General features: G+C 70.5%; 12 protein-coding genes. 3 read left to right on the forward strand and 9 right to left on the reverse strand.

Going from position 1 to position 16,700, the window contains the following annotated elements:
• Window positions 1–3 precede the first annotated feature (3 nt).
• Entirely contained in the window at window positions 4–1,356 is a 1,353-nt protein-coding gene (locus ACIQWX_RS35005; RefSeq protein WP_400880535.1) for a glutamine synthetase, read from the reverse strand.
• A 727-nt stretch (window positions 1,357–2,083) separates the two neighbouring features.
• Window positions 2,084–2,935: an EamA family transporter gene (locus tag ACIQWX_RS35010; RefSeq protein ID WP_400880538.1), complete on the reverse strand. Its 852-nt coding sequence runs from the start codon at window positions 2,933–2,935 to the stop codon at window positions 2,084–2,086.
• A gap of 342 nt (window positions 2,936–3,277) precedes the next feature.
• Between ACIQWX_RS35010 and ACIQWX_RS35015 the strand changes: the two genes are divergently transcribed.
• A complete protein-coding gene (locus ACIQWX_RS35015) occupies window positions 3,278–3,457 on the forward strand; it encodes a hypothetical protein (protein WP_086674396.1) in 180 nt (59 codons plus the stop codon).
• Window positions 3,458–3,587: 130 nt separating this feature from the next.
• Here the strand turns inward: ACIQWX_RS35015 and ACIQWX_RS35020 are convergent, their stop codons facing one another.
• The 5 genes from ACIQWX_RS35020 to ACIQWX_RS35040 form a co-directional block, all read right to left on the reverse strand.
• Complete coding sequence (locus ACIQWX_RS35020) at window positions 3,588–4,769, reverse strand: ROK family protein (RefSeq protein ID WP_400880540.1); 1,182 nt, start codon at window positions 4,767–4,769, stop codon at window positions 3,588–3,590.
• 11 nt (window positions 4,770–4,780) lie between these two features.
• Window positions 4,781–6,244 (reverse strand): sugar ABC transporter permease, encoded by a 1,464-nt coding sequence (locus ACIQWX_RS35025; RefSeq protein WP_400880543.1) that lies wholly within the window; start codon window positions 6,242–6,244, stop codon window positions 4,781–4,783.
• A gap of 20 nt (window positions 6,245–6,264) precedes the next feature.
• The gene (locus ACIQWX_RS35030; protein ID WP_086862680.1) at window positions 6,265–7,038 is read right to left on the reverse strand and encodes an ATP-binding cassette domain-containing protein; all 774 of its coding nucleotides are present in this window, start codon (window positions 7,036–7,038) and stop codon (window positions 6,265–6,267) included.
• A 92-nt stretch (window positions 7,039–7,130) separates the two neighbouring features.
• Window positions 7,131–8,270: a sugar ABC transporter substrate-binding protein gene (locus tag ACIQWX_RS35035; protein ID WP_400880546.1), complete on the reverse strand. Its 1,140-nt coding sequence runs from the start codon at window positions 8,268–8,270 to the stop codon at window positions 7,131–7,133.
• 697 nt (window positions 8,271–8,967) lie between these two features.
• Window positions 8,968–10,704, reverse strand: a complete 1,737-nt coding sequence (locus ACIQWX_RS35040) for a DEAD/DEAH box helicase (RefSeq protein WP_400880549.1) — start codon at window positions 10,702–10,704, stop codon at window positions 8,968–8,970.
• 225 nt (window positions 10,705–10,929) lie between these two features.
• Here ACIQWX_RS35040 and ACIQWX_RS35045 point away from each other — a divergent pair, with 225 nt between their 5' ends.
• Together ACIQWX_RS35045 and ACIQWX_RS35050 are read left to right on the forward strand one after the other, a co-directional pair.
• Window positions 10,930–12,087: a YihY/virulence factor BrkB family protein gene (locus tag ACIQWX_RS35045; protein WP_400880551.1), complete on the forward strand. Its 1,158-nt coding sequence runs from the start codon at window positions 10,930–10,932 to the stop codon at window positions 12,085–12,087.
• An 89-nt stretch (window positions 12,088–12,176) separates the two neighbouring features.
• Window positions 12,177–15,326, forward strand: coding sequence for an efflux RND transporter permease subunit (locus ACIQWX_RS35050; RefSeq protein WP_400880554.1), 3,150 nt, complete (start codon window positions 12,177–12,179; stop codon window positions 15,324–15,326).
• Between the two features lie 86 nt (window positions 15,327–15,412).
• Here ACIQWX_RS35050 and ACIQWX_RS35055 read toward each other — a convergent pair whose 3' ends face one another.
• Both ACIQWX_RS35055 and ACIQWX_RS35060 read right to left on the reverse strand, forming a co-directional pair.
• On the reverse strand, window positions 15,413–16,249 hold the full coding sequence (locus ACIQWX_RS35055; RefSeq protein ID WP_400880557.1) for a hypothetical protein: 837 nt from the start codon (window positions 16,247–16,249) through the stop codon (window positions 15,413–15,415).
• A gap of 163 nt (window positions 16,250–16,412) precedes the next feature.
• Window positions 16,413–16,655, reverse strand: coding sequence for a DUF3039 domain-containing protein (locus ACIQWX_RS35060; protein WP_167379801.1), 243 nt, complete (start codon window positions 16,653–16,655; stop codon window positions 16,413–16,415).
• Window positions 16,656–16,700: the final 45 nt, after the last annotated feature.

The raw sequence follows: 16,700 nt of genomic DNA on the forward strand, positions 1-16,700 counted from the left end.
TCCTCAATAGCGCCACAGGTGTGCGGCGACGATCTCCTCGACGCTCCGTTCGGCCGCCCACGCCGCGTCGGACGCCCGGACCGCGCGGAAGGCCCCGAGGAGCTCCTCGCCGAGCACGCCGGCGATCCGGGGCGAGGCGTGCAGCGCGGCGTCCTGTTCGGCGGTGTCGGCCGGCAACCGGCGCACGCCGCGCGTCTCGCGTTCGCCTTCGGTCCAGCCGCCGGGGTCCTCGGCGATCGGGTCGGGCAACGCGGCCGCGTCTTCGATGCCGGCCATCCCGGCGGCGAGCACGACGGCCAGCGCGAGGTAGGGGTTGGCGGAGGCGTCGGACGTCTTGAGCTCGACGTTCGCGTGGTCGGCGCCCAGCAGCGGCGAGCCCGGGACGTACCTCAGTGGCGCTTCGCGGTTTTCGACGCCCCAGAAGGCGTACGCGCCCGCGAAGTAGCCGGGGCGCAGCCGCAGGGTCGACGGGACGCTCGGCGCGGTGATCGCGGTCAGCGCCGGGAGGTCGCGCAGGAGCCCGGCGAGGTAGCCGCCGTCGTCCGGCTTGCCGTCGCCGCCGGTCTCGAGCAGGTTGCGGCCCCTGCGGCGGACGGAGGTGTGCAGGTGCCAGCCGTTGCCGGCGGCGCCGAGCCCGATCAGCGGCGCGAAGCTGGCGACGAGGCCGTGCGTCCGGGCGGCGGCGTGGATGGTCTGGCGCGCGAGCAGCTGGTCGTCGGCGGCGGAGACGGGATCGGTGGCGGCGAGCGAGAGCTCGAGCTGGGCGACGCCGTACTCGGCGTGCAGCTGGCCGATCCGCAGGCCGTTGGCGGCGAAGTCGTGCAGGAGGGCGGCGACGAAGCCGTCGAGCCCGACGAGGGCGTGCGGGCTGTAGGCGGGCCCGGGGTGGCCGGGGCTCTCGACGACGCCGGCACTGCCCGCAGGGGCGACGGCGAACTCGAGTTCGTAGCCGGCCCGGAACTCGAGCCCCCGCCGAGCGCCCTCGGCGACCTGCGCTTCGAGGACGGCCCGCTGGCAGTACGGCCAGGGCTCGCCGTCCGGGGTGAGCTGCCGAACGGGCGCCCAGGCGAGCGCGGGCTGCCCGGCGAGCCGCCGCAGCCGCTCGACGACGGGCACGAGCCGGATGTCGCCACTCGGGGTGGCGAGCCCGCGGTGTGCGTAGGTGATGGCGTCGTGGGTGTCGAAGACGGCGAAGAGCGAGGTGGCCCCAACGCCCCGGGTGGCAGCCTCGGCCAGCCCGGCAACGGGCACGATCCGCGAGCGCGGGATGCCGTTGTTGTCCGCCCAGGCGAGGTGGACCCCACCCACCCCGGCAGCCGCGAAGTCCTTCGCCGCCGCCGACGCCGCCTTGGTCATGTCCACCTGCTTCCCTGCCGCCCGGAGGTAAGTATCCCGGTCACCGAGGGCAACGGCCATCACGATCCGGCCCGCGCCCCGGGGCTGCTCGCCCACGTTCGGCTTTCGCCGAAGCCTCGTGACCAGGTCCCGGCCGCGGCGCGGGCTGCCGCCTCGGCCCCGAGCAGACCCCACCCATCCCGGGGGACGAGCCCCGCTCCAGCGTATCGGCCGGGTCCGACGAAAAGGCCGGCAAACGAGGGTGACAGCCCTGATCATCCACATCACGGTGGGCCTGTGGACAACTCGGCGGTCATCGCTCCGGCCGCAGAACACACCACCACGGCAGGCGACCAGCCGGGCACAGGCCACGGCAGCTAGGCGCGGATGCACCAGACAGAAGCGAACCTCACCCGAGCAGACCCCACCCATCCCGGGGGACGAGCCCCGCTCCAGCGTATCGGGCGGGTCCGACGAAAAGGCCGGAAAACGAGGGTGACAGACCTGATCATCCACATCACGGTGGGCCTGTGGACAACTCGGGATCAGGCCCGCACTTGAACGCCCCGAAGACCACGTCAGCCGGGCGCAGACCACATTCCAGCCCGGCGCGGTCACGTCGGCCCGGCACAGGCCAAACCAGCCGCCGCAAACCACGCCAACCGAGCGCAAGCCAGCACCAGCCAGGCGCACCCGCGCCCACCGCCGCAGACCACACCCAGTCAGGCGCGGACGCCGCCGACCCGTGTCATCCCGGCGGCTCCGGGGCCGGCCCCACCGACTCCTCCCGGCTCCGCAACGCCACCCCCGCCACCACGGCCAACGTCCCCACCGCCTCCGGCACCGAAGGCACCTGCCCGAGCAACACGAACCCCATCACCCCGGCGGTCACCGGCAGCAACGCCAGCAGCACCGCGAACCGAGCCTGGCCCAACCGCCGCAGAACCACCTGGTCCAACGCGTACGGCACCACCGTCGACAGCACCCCCACCCCGACCCCCAACAGCAGCATCCGTGGCGAAGACCACACCTCACCCGTCCCGAACGCCAACGGCGAAAGCAGCACCGTCGCCGCCGCGAAACCGATCGCCAGGCTGTCCAAACCCGACGAAACTGACGAAACCGATGAACCAGACGAACCCGAGGAAGACAACGAAGACGACGAAGCCACCCGCTTCCCCAACACGATGTACCCCGCCCAAGCCGCCGCCGCGCCCAGCGCGAACAGCACACCCAGGACCGACCCCGACACCTGGACGTCCGCGATCGCCACGACCCCGCACGCCACCAGGACCACCGCCAGCACGTCGCGCACCGATCGGGAGCCGGCCGCTGCCACCAACACCGGGCCGATGAACTCCATCGCCACCACCGTGCCCAGCGGGAGGCGGGCGATCGCCTCGTAGAACAGCACGTTCATGCCCGCCGTCACCACGCCGAACGCGATCGCCAGCCGCAACCCACGCCCTCGCCAGGCCGCGCGCCCCGGACGGCGCCACGCCAGCAACACCACCGCCGCTCCGAGACAACGAAGCCACGCCACCCCCGCCGGGGTCGCGTGGCCGAAAAGGTCGACCGCGATGGCCGCGCCCGCGTACATGGAAATTCCGCTGAGAACGAACAAGAGCGGAGCGGGTACCCCGGAAACCCGTCGGGGCGAAGTCACCGTACTCACGACCCCATGGTGCCTGACCACGGAAAACGTAACTCTCCGGGTATTCGTCTCCTGCATTGCGGGACGCGGCTACGACATCCGGGGTAAATCGGCGTGACTCAGGTCCCACCGGCGCGGGAACACTTGCGGGCCGCGAAACGTCTGCAAGAGTGGAAGCACGAACACCGCGGAGCCGGGAGCGATCGTAGCCCCCGGCATCAGTCCCGAAGTGGGCGTAGCTGGATCGATGGCACCGGGCGACCGGTGCCGGGACGGAGGGAGACCCCCATGACATCGCCGACGCTCACCCGCCCCGAACTGACCGCCGCCGACCGCTGTGACCGGTGCGGAGCTGCAGCTCAGGTACGAGCCATCCTCTCCGGAGGTGGCGAACTGCTCTTCTGCGGGCACCACGCCCGTGAGCACGAGGCCAAGCTCAAGGAACTGTCCGCCGACATCCAGCGGTAACGACCCAGACGCGAAAGGCGGCCGGTGCGCACAGGCACCGGCCGCCTTTCTGCATCTTGCAAAGTGCGTGTCCGATATCACGGTAAGGCCCCGAATCGCCGTGATTACGGACACGAAAGCGGACAGAAAATCAGACAGAATCCAGCACGACTTCGAACGCGACTTCCGCGGCACCCAGAAGCTTCACATCGGCCCCCAGCGCCGAGCTGACGATCCGGGTGCCGCCGACCGCCCGGCTCACCAGGCTGCGCCGCCGCACCTCCGCGCCGACGTGCCGCAGGACGGCCTCCGGCAGCACCGTCAGCAGGTCGCCGAGGATCACCAGTTGCGGCCCGAGCAGGTTGACGACGTTGATCAACCCGAGGGTCAGCCATTCGGCGAACTCCGCGAGCCGCGTCAGCGCCGTCTCCGGGTCGCGACCCAGCTCGCGCAGCTCGAACAAGATCGCGCCGCGCGCGGTGTCCTCCGGCAGCCCGAGCGCCCGGCACAGCGCCGCTTCGCCGACCTCGGTCTCCCAGCAGCCGCTGCTGCCGCAGTAGCAGGGCCTGCCGTCCGGGCGGATCACCATGTGCCCGATCTCGCCGACGTACCCCGAGCCGCCGCGCAGCGGCGAGCCTTCGGCGATCACACCGCCGCCGACCCCGACGTCCGCCGAGATGTACACGATGTCGGACGCCCCGCGGGCGGCTCCGCGCAGGTGCTCGGCGACCGCGCCGAACTCGGCGTCGTTGCCGACCAGGATCGGGATCTGCAGCACCCCGCCGAGCCGCTCGCCCAGTGCGACGTCGGTCCAGCGCAGGTTCGGGGCCTCGTGCACGTACCCGTCCGCCCGCCGGACGACGCCCGGCACCGACACCCCGGCCGCCACCGGGGTCACGTCGAGGTCGCCGGCCAGGATGGCCGTCGACTCGATGACGTGCGTGATGACCTCGTCGGGCTGGCCCATCCGGCCGCGCAGGTTCCAGCTGTTGCGGCCCAGGATCTGCCCGCCCAGCCCGACCAGCGCGATCGCGACATGCTCGACCTGCAGGTCGACCGCGAGCACGACCGCCGCGTGCGGCTGGGGCAGGACCAGGAGCGAGGGGCGGCCCGCCCCTCGTCCCGGCCTCGGCACCTTCTCCTCGACGACGCCGGCTTCGGCGAGCCCGTCGACGAGGGTCTTGATCGTGCTCCGGTTGAGCCCCAGCTCCGCGGCCAGCGTCGCCCGGGTGCTCGGCCCGCCGACGTGCAGCAGGCGGAGCAGGGTCGTGCGGTTGTGCCGGCGCACCTCGTCCGGTCGTGCAACGGGTGTGCTGGTCACGGATCTGATCATTCCATGCTGGTTCAGCGCGCCGACGCAGCCGCGCGGCGCCGCGACAGCGCGTCGACCGTGGCGGCGAGCAGCAGGACCAGACCGGTGACGATGTTGACCACCGCGGCCGGCTGCTTGAGCAGGCCCAGGCCGTTGATGACCACGGCGATCACCAGGCCACCGACGACGGCGTCGGCCACGCGGCCCTTGCCGCCGAACAGCGACGTGCCGCCGATGACGGCCGCGCCGACCGAGTACAGCAGCGTGTTGAGGCCACCGGACTGCGGGCTGACCGAGCCGACCTTCGACGCGGCGACGATGCCGCCGATGGCCGCGACCGCCGAGCCGATGACGAACACGCTCGCCCGGATCTTCGGCACGTCGATACCGGCGCGGCGGGCGGCTTCCTTGTTGCCGCCGACCGCGTAGACGTACCGGCCGTACTTGGTCCGGTTGAGCACGTAGGTCCCGGCCACCAGCAGCACCAGCATGATCGGGATGACGTACGGGATGCCCTCGATCGTGACGACCGCCTTGTTCGGCGAGCGGTTGACCGTCAGCAGCCAGGTGCCCAGCGCCGACAGCACGACGAGCGCGCCGACCTTGATCATCACCAGCGCCGTCGGCTGGACGACCAGGCCGCGCTGGAGCCGCCGGAAGTGGCCGAGCAGCGTGATCACCGCGAACCCGCCGGCGGCGATGAGGAAGAAGATCCAGCTGCCGAGCACGTTCAGGTTGCCGTTGGCGATCTTGTACAGGATGTCGGAGTTGGTGATGCCGATCGTGCCGCCCTCACCGATGAACTGCAGCAGGACGCCCTGCCACACGATGAACAGCGCCAGCGTCACGACGAAGGACGGCATGCCGATCTTCGACACCAGGAAGCCGGTGATGCAGCCGATCGCGGTGCCCACGCAGATCGCCAGCAGGATCTCCAGCCAGGCGTTGGCCGGGACGCCGATCGCGACGATCAGCAGGCCGACCAGCGACAGCGCGGCGCCGGCCCAGATCCGCTGGTAGGCCGACAGCAGCATGGCCGCGGCGAGAACGGCGATGAACGTGATGAACACGCCGGAACCCATGGAGCCCAGCAGGTTGCCCGCGTGGACGTAGTGCAGGGCCATCACCGACGCGGCGGTGCCGGAGGCCACACCGGCGGCGAGGTCGATCTCGCCGAGCAGCAGCACGAAGACGATGCCCATCGCGATGATGATCACGCCCGCGCCCTGCGGGAACACGTTGGCGATGTTGGCCAGCGTGAAGAAGTTGTCCGACAGCGCGCTGAACAGGATGACCAGCACGAGCAGGCCGAACAGCGACGGCAGCGAGCCGAGCTCGCCGGCCCGGATGCGGGCGAAGTAGTCGCGGACGGCTTCCCCGGTTGACATCGATGTCGTGTCGATGCCGAAGTCGGTGATGGCCGCGGTGGGGTTCTGGGTCTGCGCGAGCGCGTCGGCGGGTGTGCCGACCTCGTGCTTGGCAGGGGTCTCAGTCATTTCCGGTTCTTTCTTCCCGCTCACAGGACCACGGCTTCGGGCCGGGCCAGGCCGAGGTCACCGGAGCGACCCGCGGTGATCAGTTCCACGATCTGGCCGTGGCTGACGTCCTTCGTGTGCACCTCGGCGACGAGGCGGCCGAGGTAGAGGACCGAGATGCGGTCGGCGACCTCGAACACGTCGGCCATGTTGTGGCTGATCAGCACGACCCCGAGGCCCTGCTCGGCCAGGCGGCGGACGAGGTCCAGCACCTGCCGGGTCTGCGCGACACCGAGGGCGGCGGTCGGCTCGTCCAGGACGACGACCTTGCTGTTCCACAGGACCGACTTGGCGATGGCCACCGTCTGGCGCTGACCACCGGAAAGCGAGGAAACCGGCGTCCGGACCGACTTGACGGTCCGCACCGACAGGGAGGCCAGCGTCTCGCGCGCGGCCTTCTCCATGCTGGCTTCGTCCAGCTTCCAGCTGCTCCCGCGCTCGCGCCCGAGGAACATGTTCTGCACGATGTCGAGGTTGTCGGCGAGCGCGAGGTCCTGGTAGACGACCTCGATGCCGAGGTCGGCGGCGTCCTTCGGACCCCGGATGTGGGCGTCCTGCCCGTTGAACCGCACGGCCCCCGAGTCGTACGGGTGGATGCCGGCGATGCACTTGACGAGGGTCGACTTGCCGGCGCCGTTGTCGCCGACCAGGGCGGTCACTTCGCCCGCACGCACGTCGAAGTCCACGTCGTGGAGGACGTGGACGGGGCCGAAGCTCTTGTTCAGGCCCTTGATCTCGAGGATGGGCTCACTCATGGCTGGATGGTTTCTCCTGGGTGGGGACCGGGCCGGGACGCGCCGTCGGGGTGCGCGTCCCGGCCCGGCTGTTCATGGGTACTGCCGGGGGCTCAGGAGATGCCGAGCGAGGTGCACTTGGCGGCGAGGTCGCCACCGCAGATCTCGGCGGCCTTCACGTAGCCCTGGGTGACGACGGTCTTGATGTCCTTCTCCAGGATCGTCGTCGGGGTGAGCAGCACGGACTTGATGTCGCGGTTGTTCTTCGGGTCGTGCAGCTTGCCCGTGGCGATCGCGTCCGCACCGGCGGTGTCGGCCTTGGCGAGGGCGGCGGCCAGCTTGGCCGTGGCCTCGGCCTCTTCCTTGATCGGCTTGAAGACCGTCATGTACTGGTCGCCGCGCATGACCGCCATCAGGCCGTCGGCGGTGGCGTCCTGGCCGGTGACCGGGACCTTGCCGTTGAGGCCGTTCTTCTTGAGGATCGTGATGACCGCGCCGGCCAGGCCGTCGTTCGCCGCGACGACGCCGTCGACCTTGCCGCCGTTGGCGGTGAAGATCTGCTCGAACGTCGTGCCGCCGAGCTGGTTGTCCCAGTCGTTGATCGGCTGCTTCTGGATCCGCTTCAGGGTGCCCGCCGAGAACAGCGGGTCGAGGACGGAGTCCTGGCCCTTGGTGAACAGCGTGGCGTTGTTGTCGGTCGGGGCGCCCTCGATCTGGACGACACCCGCGGCCGGCTTGCTCTTCAGCGCGTCGGCCATGGCCTGGCCCTGCAGCTGGCCGACCTTCTCGTTGTCGAACGAGACGTAGTAGTCGGCGGAGCCGCCGAGGCTCGGGCGGTCGTAGTCGATGACCGGGATGCCCGCGGTCTTCGCCTTGGCCTCGACCGCGGCACCGACGGCCGGGTCACCGGGGGCGATGACCAGGACCTTGACGCCGGAGCTGATGAAGCCGTCGGCCAGGGTCGAGAACTTCTGGTTGTCGCCCTGGGCGTTCTGGACGTCGACCTCGAAGCCCTGCGCCGTCAGCGCGGCGGTCAGCATCGGCTTGTCGAAGGCCTCCCAGCGCGCCGAGGTGGCGGTCTCCGGGAGGATGACGCCGACCTTGCCGCTGGCACCGCCACTGGCGGCCGGCGCGGACGAGGAAGCGGAGTTGCTCCCCGTGCCCCCGCTGTCTGAACTGTTGGCACCGCAAGCGGTCAGCACCAGGCCGGTGCTCACCGTGGCGGCGAGGAGGGTAAGGGTTCTGCTGCGCATCCTCGTTCCTTCCGGATCCAAGCATTGGTGACGAGCGGGCCGTCGACGTCGTCTCGGGCCCTGCGGGGCGGTGATCCGGAGGGTCCCGGCGCACCGACGCGCATATGTTGTGGGCGACAACATATGCCGCTGAGCGGCTGCGGGGAAGATAGCTGGATCGATTAAATGACACCAATTGGACACGGTTCGGCAACACGGGCTGAACCTCGCCCGGAAAGAGCAGTTCCGCTGACGATGTGATCGCCGGCACTCACCCTCTGTTACATCCGGGTTTCTTGACGGCTTGAAGGTACTCCGTGGGAGTGCACTGAGTGCAATCCGCCGCGAAGTGGTGGTGAACCCACGTGACGGGCCGCTGATTGGTCGCCGACTTGCGAACTTCGGAGCGGAAGGTGCCCGGAGGGTCATCCGGAAGGGGTCACGCGGGCAGGCGGCGCGTGACCAAGAGGGTACGGAGGGTTACTTGCCGGCTGGTACTTACCAGGAACGGACGGTGACGGCGGAGTTCAGCCGCCCGGGGGACGCCCGACGGGCTGGAGAGGCACCCGAACGAGGTGGCCGGGCGACGGCGGGCGGCCGGCCCCGACGGACCCCGGCCCGAGCGCCCCAAGGCCACATTGGTTGCGTCTGACGCACCGAAGGCCGCCTTGGGTGCGTAAGACGCAACGAAGGCCACATTGGGGCGCTTGACCCCCGGCTACCAGGACCGCAGGGTCACGATCCGCTCTTCCAGCTGTTCAACAGTCGCCATGGCGGTCACCGGCCCACCGCACACCCGCCGCAGCTCGTTGTGGATCGCGCCGTGCGGCTTCTTCGTCCGGTGGTGGTACATCCCCACCAGCGCGTTCAGCTCTTTCCGCAGCGCGCCCAGCCGCTCGCTCACCGACTGGGGCCGGGCCGCCGGGGCCGGCGCCTCCTCCTTGGCCGGCTTGCGGCGCTTCTCGTCCGCGACCTGCTCTTCCTGCCGCTTCCGCAGCAGCGCCCGGACCTGGTCCGGCTCGAGCAGCCCCGGCAACCCGAGGTACTCCTGCTCCTCGTCCGACCCCGAGAACACCGCCGTGCCGAACGAGTTGCCGTCGTAGATGACCTGGTCGAGCTCGGCCGAGGCGCCCAGCGAGGTGAACGCCTTCTCCTCCTCGCCCGGCTCGTCCTCGGTGCGGTTGGCCTGGGCCAGGAGCTCGTCCTCCCAGCCCTCTTTCTCGCGGTGCGGCTTGCCCAGCACGTGGTCGCGCTGCGCCTCCAGCTCGCTCGCCAGCTCCAGCAGCACCGGCACCGACGGCAGGAACACGCTCGCCGTCTCGCCCTTCTTCCGGGCGCGCACGTACCGGCCGATCGCCTGGGCGAAGAACAGCGGTGTCGACGCGCTCGTCGCGTACACGCCGACCCCCAGGCGCGGGACGTCGACGCCTTCCGAGACCATCCTGACCGCCACGATCCAGCGCTCGTTCGTCTCGGAGAACTCCTTGATCCGGCCCGACGCCTTCGGGTCGTCCGAGAGCACCAGCGTCGGCATCTCGCCCGAGATGCGCTCCAGGATCTTCGCGTACGCGCGCGCCGACTCCTGGTCCGTCGCGATCACCAGGCCGCCCGCGTCCGGCACGTGCTGGCGGACCTGCGACAACCGCGTGTCGGCCGCCTGCAGCACCGCCGGGATCCACTCGCCCGCCGGGTCGAGCGCCGTGCGCCACGCGCGGGCGTTCTGCTCCGCCGTCAGCGGCTCGCCGAGCCGCGCGGTGAACTCCTCCCCCGCGCTCGTGCGCCAGGAGGCCTCGCCCGAGTACGCGAGGAAGACGACCGGCCGGACCACGCCGTCGGCCAGCGCGTCCGCGTAGCCGTACGAATGGTCGGCCTTGCTGCGCTGGAACCCGCCCGCGTCCGGCTCGTAGGTGACGAACGGGATGGCCGAGTCGTCACTCCGGAACGGCGTCCCGGTCAGCGACAGGCGCCGCACCGCCGGGGTGAAGGCCTCGCGGATCGCGTCACCCCACGACTTCGCGTCGCCGCCGTGGTGGATCTCGTCGAGGATCACCAGCGTCTTGCGGTTCTCGGTGCGCACCCGGTGCAGGTTCGGGTGCGCCGCGACCTGCGCGTACGTCAGCGCGACACCGTTGTAGTCCGACGACGTGACGCCGGTGGTGTTGCGGAAGTTCGAGTCGATGGCGATGCCGGCCGCCGCGGCCGAGGCCGCCCACTGGTGCTTCAGGTGCTCGGTCGGGGTCACGATGGTGACCGCCTCGATCGTGCGGTCGCTCAGCAGTTCGGCGGCGATCCGCAGGCCGAACACCGTCTTGCCGGCACCGGGTGTCGCCACCGCGAGGAAGTCCTTCGGCTTCCGCGTCAGGTACTTGGTGAGCGCCCGCCGCTGCCACGCCCGCAGCGGGCGCGCGGTCGAGTCCTTCTCCGCGGGAGGCGCCCCGAGCTGCGTCTCCGTCATGCCGGTCCTCCCCCTCGATCATGCCTTTGACGTGCGAAAACCCTCACTGTGGAACCGTCTTCGGCTGTGACAACCAAGCTGGCGGCTGCGGTGAGGGCACTGGACCGAGTCTACCGGCCGGGTCCGACAGTTCCGGGCACCGGCACGGGTGATGTCCCCCGACACGCCCGGCCGCAGGGGGTGTGACGAGCCAAATCAGCACCGATGGACCATGCTGGACACGTCATGGGTGAGGTGCAGCCGTCCGCAGCGACGAAGGTGGCCCGCAAGGGGCCGTGGCGCCTTCTCACGCGCACGCTCGCCAAGGCCTGGGACGGCAACATCTTCTCCGAGGCCGCCGAAGCGGCCTTCTGGCAGACGCTGTCGCTGCCGCCGCTGCTCCTGGGACTGCTCGGCTCCCTCGGGTTCGTCGGCGAGTGGTTCGGCCAGGACGTCGTCGCCGCGGTGCACGACCGCATCATCGGCTTCTGCCGCACGGTGTTCAGCCAGAACGCCGTGCACGACATCATCGAGCCGACCGTGAACAGCATCCTCACCGTCGGCAAGGGCGAGATCGTCTCGGTCGGCTTCCTGATCTCGCTGTGGGCGGGTTCGTCGGCGATGTCGTCCTTCGTGGACGCGATCACCGTCGCGCACGACCAGTACGGCGTCCGCAACGACGTCTGGCAGCGGATCTTCGCGCTGCTGCTCTACCTGTGCGGCCTGGTCATCCTGGTCGTCGGGCTGCCGCTGCTGGCGATCGGCCCGGACCTGCTGCCGGAGTTCTTCCCGGCCGACTGGCGCCCGACCGTGGCGTCGTGGGTGAGCGCGCTGTACTTCCCGACGCTCGGGGTGATGATCACCCTCGCGCTGACCACGCTGTACAAGCTGGCCCTGCCGCGGAAGCTGCCGTGGCACCGCGGGCTGCCGGGCGCGGTGCTCGCGATGGTCGTGTTCCTGCTCTCCTCGGTGGGCCTGCGCATCTACCTGAACTGGATCACCAAGACCGGCTACACCTACGGCGCGCTCGCCGCGCCGATCGCGTTCCTGCTGCTGATGTTCTTCATCGGCCTGGCCGTCGTCGGCGGGGCCTACTTCAACAGCGCGATCCAGGAGCTGTGGCCGGCCAAGGCGACCCGGCGGCAGCGGCGCAAGTGGCGGCGGCTGGAGATGGAACGCGCGTCCGAGCGGCTGCGCTCCGAAGAGGGCCGCAAGCTGTGGGAGCGCACGACGATGCCGCTCAAGCGCCCGCGCGCCGAAGAAGCCTCGACCAACGGCGACGCCCCGTCCGGAGCACCGTCCGAAGAGGACGAGCCGTCACCGAGCGCGCCCGAACCGGCACCCAGCGCTCCTCAGGGTCGCGTCTCCTCCCAAGGGACGACCCGGAATCCACCCCCAGACTGAGTCGCTCCTCAGGTCGGACATGGCACGCTCAGCGGGTCACTGACGCAGACGTCGGTCGTCGCGTCATTCCCGAGGGGGTTTCCACCACCATGTCCGTGCTGGCCAGACTGAGCCTGCGCAACCGAAGCCTGATCGGCCTGCTCGCGCTGGTCGTCGTCGGCTTCGGTGCTTTCGCGCTGCCGCAGATCAAGCAGCAGCTGTTCCCGTCCCTGCAGTTCCCGCAGGCCCAGATCGTCACCTCCTACGCCGGCGCGTCGCCGGACGCGGTCGACCGGCAGGTCACCGAGCCCCTCGAGGGCGCGCTGCAGGGGCTGAAGGGCCTGGAGGAGATCAATTCGACGTCGTCGGACGGCGTTTCGCGGGTCGTCACGCAGTTCGAGTTCGGCACCGACCTCGACGCCGCGGTCTCCCAGATCCAGCAGGCGGTGAACCAGGTCCGGCCGCGGCTGCCGCAGAGCTCCGAGCCGTCCGTGTCCGCGGGCAGCACCGACGACCTGCCGGTCGTGCTGGTCGCCGCGGGCACCGCCGGTGACCCGCAGGAGCTGGCGCCCGCGCTGACCGACCAGGTCGCGCCGGAGCTGCGCAAGATCGACGGCGTCCGGACCGTGACCGTCACCGGCGTGCAGCAGCCGCGCGTCACGATCACGCTCGACTACGCGAAGCTGGCCGCGGCCGGCGTCGACCCGGCGTCGATCGCGACCACGCTGCAGACCGCCGGCGCCGCCGTGCCGGCCGGCACGCTGACCGAAGGCGACAAGACGCTGAGCGTCCAGGTCGGCGGCGGGCAGACCACTGTGGACACGATCCGCGACCTCTTCCTCACGCCGAGCGCCGCCGCGGGCGCGGGAGCCGGCCGCACCCCGGCGCGCGGGCCGGTGAAGCTGGGTGACGTCGCCGACGTCCAGGCCGGCTTCGCGCCGCCGACGTCGATCACGCGCACCAACGGCAAGCCGAGCCTCGGCCTCTCGATCACCATGGTGGACAACGGGAACGCCGTCGCGATCTCCGACGCCGTCCGCGACAAGCTGCCGGACCTGGCGAAGAAGACCGGGTCCGAGATGAGCGTCGTGTTCGACCAGGGCACGCCGGTGAAGGACGCGATCAGCGGCCTGACCACCGAAGGCCTGCTGGGCCTGGCGTTCGCCGTCGTCGTCATCCTGCTGTTCCTGCTGTCGGTGCGCTCGACGCTGGTGACCGCGGTGTCGATCCCGCTGTCGGTGGTCGTCGCGCTGATCGCGCTGTGGACCGGCGACCTGTCGCTCAACCTGCTCACCCTCGGCGCGCTGACCATCGCGATCGGCCGGGTGGTCGACGACTCGATCGTCGTGCTGGAGAACATCAAGCGGCACCTGGGTTACGGCGAAGAGAAGCAACGCGCGGTACTCGACGGCGTCCGCGAAGTGGCCGGCGCGGTGACGTCGTCCACGTTGACGACCGTCGCGGTGTTCCTGCCGATCGCGTTCGTCGGCGGGTTCGTCGGCGAGCTGTTCTCGCCGTTCGCGATCACCGTCACGGTGGCGCTGCTGGCTTCGCTGCTCGTCTCGCTGACCGTGGTTCCCGTGCTGGCGTACTGGTTCCTGAAGCGGCCCGAGGTCCCGGCGGACGCCATCGAAGCCGAGCGGGCGCGCGAAGCCGCCGTCGAAAAGGAGCGCCGCAGCTTCCTGCAGCGCGCCTACCTGCCGGTGATCCGGTTCGCGACCCGGCGGCGGCTGACCGTCGTCCTGCTGGCGCTGCTGATCTTCGCCGGCACCGTCGGGCTCGCGACGCGGCTCAACACGAACTTCCTGGACCAGTCCGGCGGCACCACGCTGAACATGACGCAGAAGCTGCCCGCGGGCACGAGCGTCGAGGCGAAGGAGAAGGCGGCGACGACGGTCGAGCAGGCCCTCGCGGCCGAGCCGGCGGTGCAGACCTACCAGGTCAGCATCGGCGGGGGCGGCACGTTCGGCTTCGGCGGCGGGACCAACACGAGCATCTCGGTCACCGTCGCCAAGGACACCGACCTCGACGCGCTCTCGGACCGCCTGCGTTCCAAGCTGACCTCCCGGCCGGAGCTGGGCGAGATCAAGATCGGCGCGGACGCGTCCGGGTTCAACTCCGACCAGGTCTCGGTCACGGTAACCGCGCCGTCGGAGGCCGCGCTCAAGCCCGCGTCCGACCAGGTCGTGCAGGCGCTCGGCGGGGTGGCCGGGCTGACCGAGGTGTCCAGCGACCTGGCCGTCGGTTCGCCGCGGGTGCAGGTCGAGGTGGACGACGCCGCGGCCGCCGCGCGCGGGCTGTCGGCGAGCACCATCGGCCAGGTCGCCAACCAGGCGATCGCCGGCCGGACGGTGACGCAGCTGCCGGTCGACGGGCAGCGCACGGACGTCGTGCTGCGCGCCGGCACCGCGCCGGTGACGGTCGACCAGGTGAAGGGCCTGCAGATCCCCGGCCCCACCGGGGTCGTCCGGCTCGACGAGGTCGCGAAGGTGTCCACTGTGGACGGACCGGCGTCGGTGCACCGCACCGGCGGCGACCTCAGCACCACGGTCACGGCCAAGAACACCGGCGACGACCTGACCAAGACGACCGCGGACATCAAGTCCAAACTGGACGGACTGACGTTCACCGGCGGCGCGTCCTACTCGCTCGGCGGCGTGAGCCAGGACCAGCAGGAGGCGTTCTCGAACCTGTTCCTGGCGCTGCTGGCGGCGATCGCGATCGTGTTCCTGATCATGGTGGCGACGTTCCGCAGCCTGATCCAGCCGCTGATCCTGCTGGTGTCGATCCCGTTCGCGGCGACCGGCGCGATCGGCTTGCTGCTGGCGACCGGCACCGCGCTCGGCCTGCCGGCGCTGATCGGCATGCTGATGCTGGTCGGGATCGTGGTGACGAACGCGATCGTGCTGATCGACCTGATCAACCAGTACCGCGCGGAGGGCATGAGCGTCGCGGACGCGGTCACCGAGGGCGGCCGGCGCCGGCTGCGCCCGATCCTGATGACCGCGGCGGCGACGATCTTCGCGCTCGTCCCGATGGCGCTGGGCATCACGGGTCAGGGCGGCTTCATCGGCCAGCCACTGGCGATCGTGGTGATCGGCGGCCTGGTCAGCTCGACGCTGCTGACGCTGGTGCTGGTCCCGACGCTCTACACGATGGTCGAGACCCGCAAGGAGCGCCGCCGCGCGCGTCGCGAAGCCAAGCGGACACCGGCGAAGGCGCCGGAGTCGGAGTCCCTGGACCCGGCCCCGACTGCCTGACCGAAAGCGCAACTTTCCCTACGAAAGCTCCGCCTGAGACCCCGGGACCCGGCACTTTCCCTACGAAAGTGCCGGGTCCTCGGGCGTTACTGGCGGAAGCGGTAGGTCATGCTGTCGAAGAGGATGCAGATGCTCGGCGACATCACGATCACGCGCAGGGTGCTGTCACGCTCGTCGAAGTCGATGCCCTCCACCTCGAACGACCCGCTGCAGCCGCTGCGCAGCGGCAGCTGTCCCAGCGACGTCACGTGCCCGGTGACGTCCGAACCGGACAGCGGCCCCGCCAGATCCACCTGCAGGAGCGGCTTCGTCGTGCCGAAGAGGCTGCCGTCCGGGTCGTCGGACGCGCAGAGCAGGCGGGTCGCCGTCTGGAAGTCGCACCCCTGGACGTCGCGGACCGGGTGGTCGAGGCGGATCGTGCTCGCGAGGGGCAGGTTCGCGGCCGGGTCGGTGGCCACGACGCCGGGCATCGGGTGGACCAGGAGCCGGTCCATGGTGCCCCACTCCCCCGCCACCAGCCAGCGCGCGTCCGGCGACACCGCGGCGAAGGAGTTGTTGTTCGCTTCCCACGACTCGAGGGTGTGCTGGTAGTTCTTCCACGAGCCGTCCGGGGCCTGGACGCGGAAGAGCTTCGCGCCCCGGTCGTCACGCTGGTAGGGCTCGACGTACCAGCCCTGGGCCGAGCCCGGGTCGCCGACGTGGTTCCAGCCCTGCGAGCTCAGGTCGGCCGGGATGGTGCCGATCCCGGTGTAGCGGATGGTGGTGCCCGACGGCCGCACGATCGTGGCGAGCCCCTGGCTCTCGTCGAGGGCGCGGGCGGAGTCCCGGCCGACCTCCGTCCAGCCGGTGACGGCCTGGGCCAGCGCGGGCGAGACCACGGCGAGCAGGGCGGCGAGGGTGAGCACGATCCCGGTTCTGCGCATGTGCGACTCCGGTGGGTGAGGGAACCTGGCCAGCTGGATTTACCAGGACTCCCGCACCCGGCACACCCGCCGAATGAAGGTTTTTCACGTTTGTTCGACGAGTTGTCCGTTTCCGGACAGCCCGAAGACCCGGCGGGAACACCCGCCGGGGATCAGGCCGGGGTCACTCCCCCGGGCGCAGCCCGTCGAAGATCTCCTTGCAGGCCGGGCAGACCGGCGACCCGGGCTTCGGCGACTTCGTCACCGGGAAGACCTCGCCGCACAGCGCCACCACGTGGTTGCCCATGACCGCGCTTTCGGCGATCTTGTTCTTCTTCACGTAGTGGAACATCTTCGGGGTGTCGTCGTCGGTGGTGTCCGTGCCCTCGGGCGTGGTCTCCGGCTTCGTCAGCGTCTCGGTGCTCACCCGTCCATTGTGCCCGAGACCCCACGCGACGGGTCCTCGGCCTGG

It is taken from the genome of Amycolatopsis sp. NPDC098790 (assembly GCF_044759945.1).
In the GTDB taxonomy this organism is placed as follows: Bacteria; Actinomycetota; Actinomycetes; order Mycobacteriales; family Pseudonocardiaceae; genus Amycolatopsis.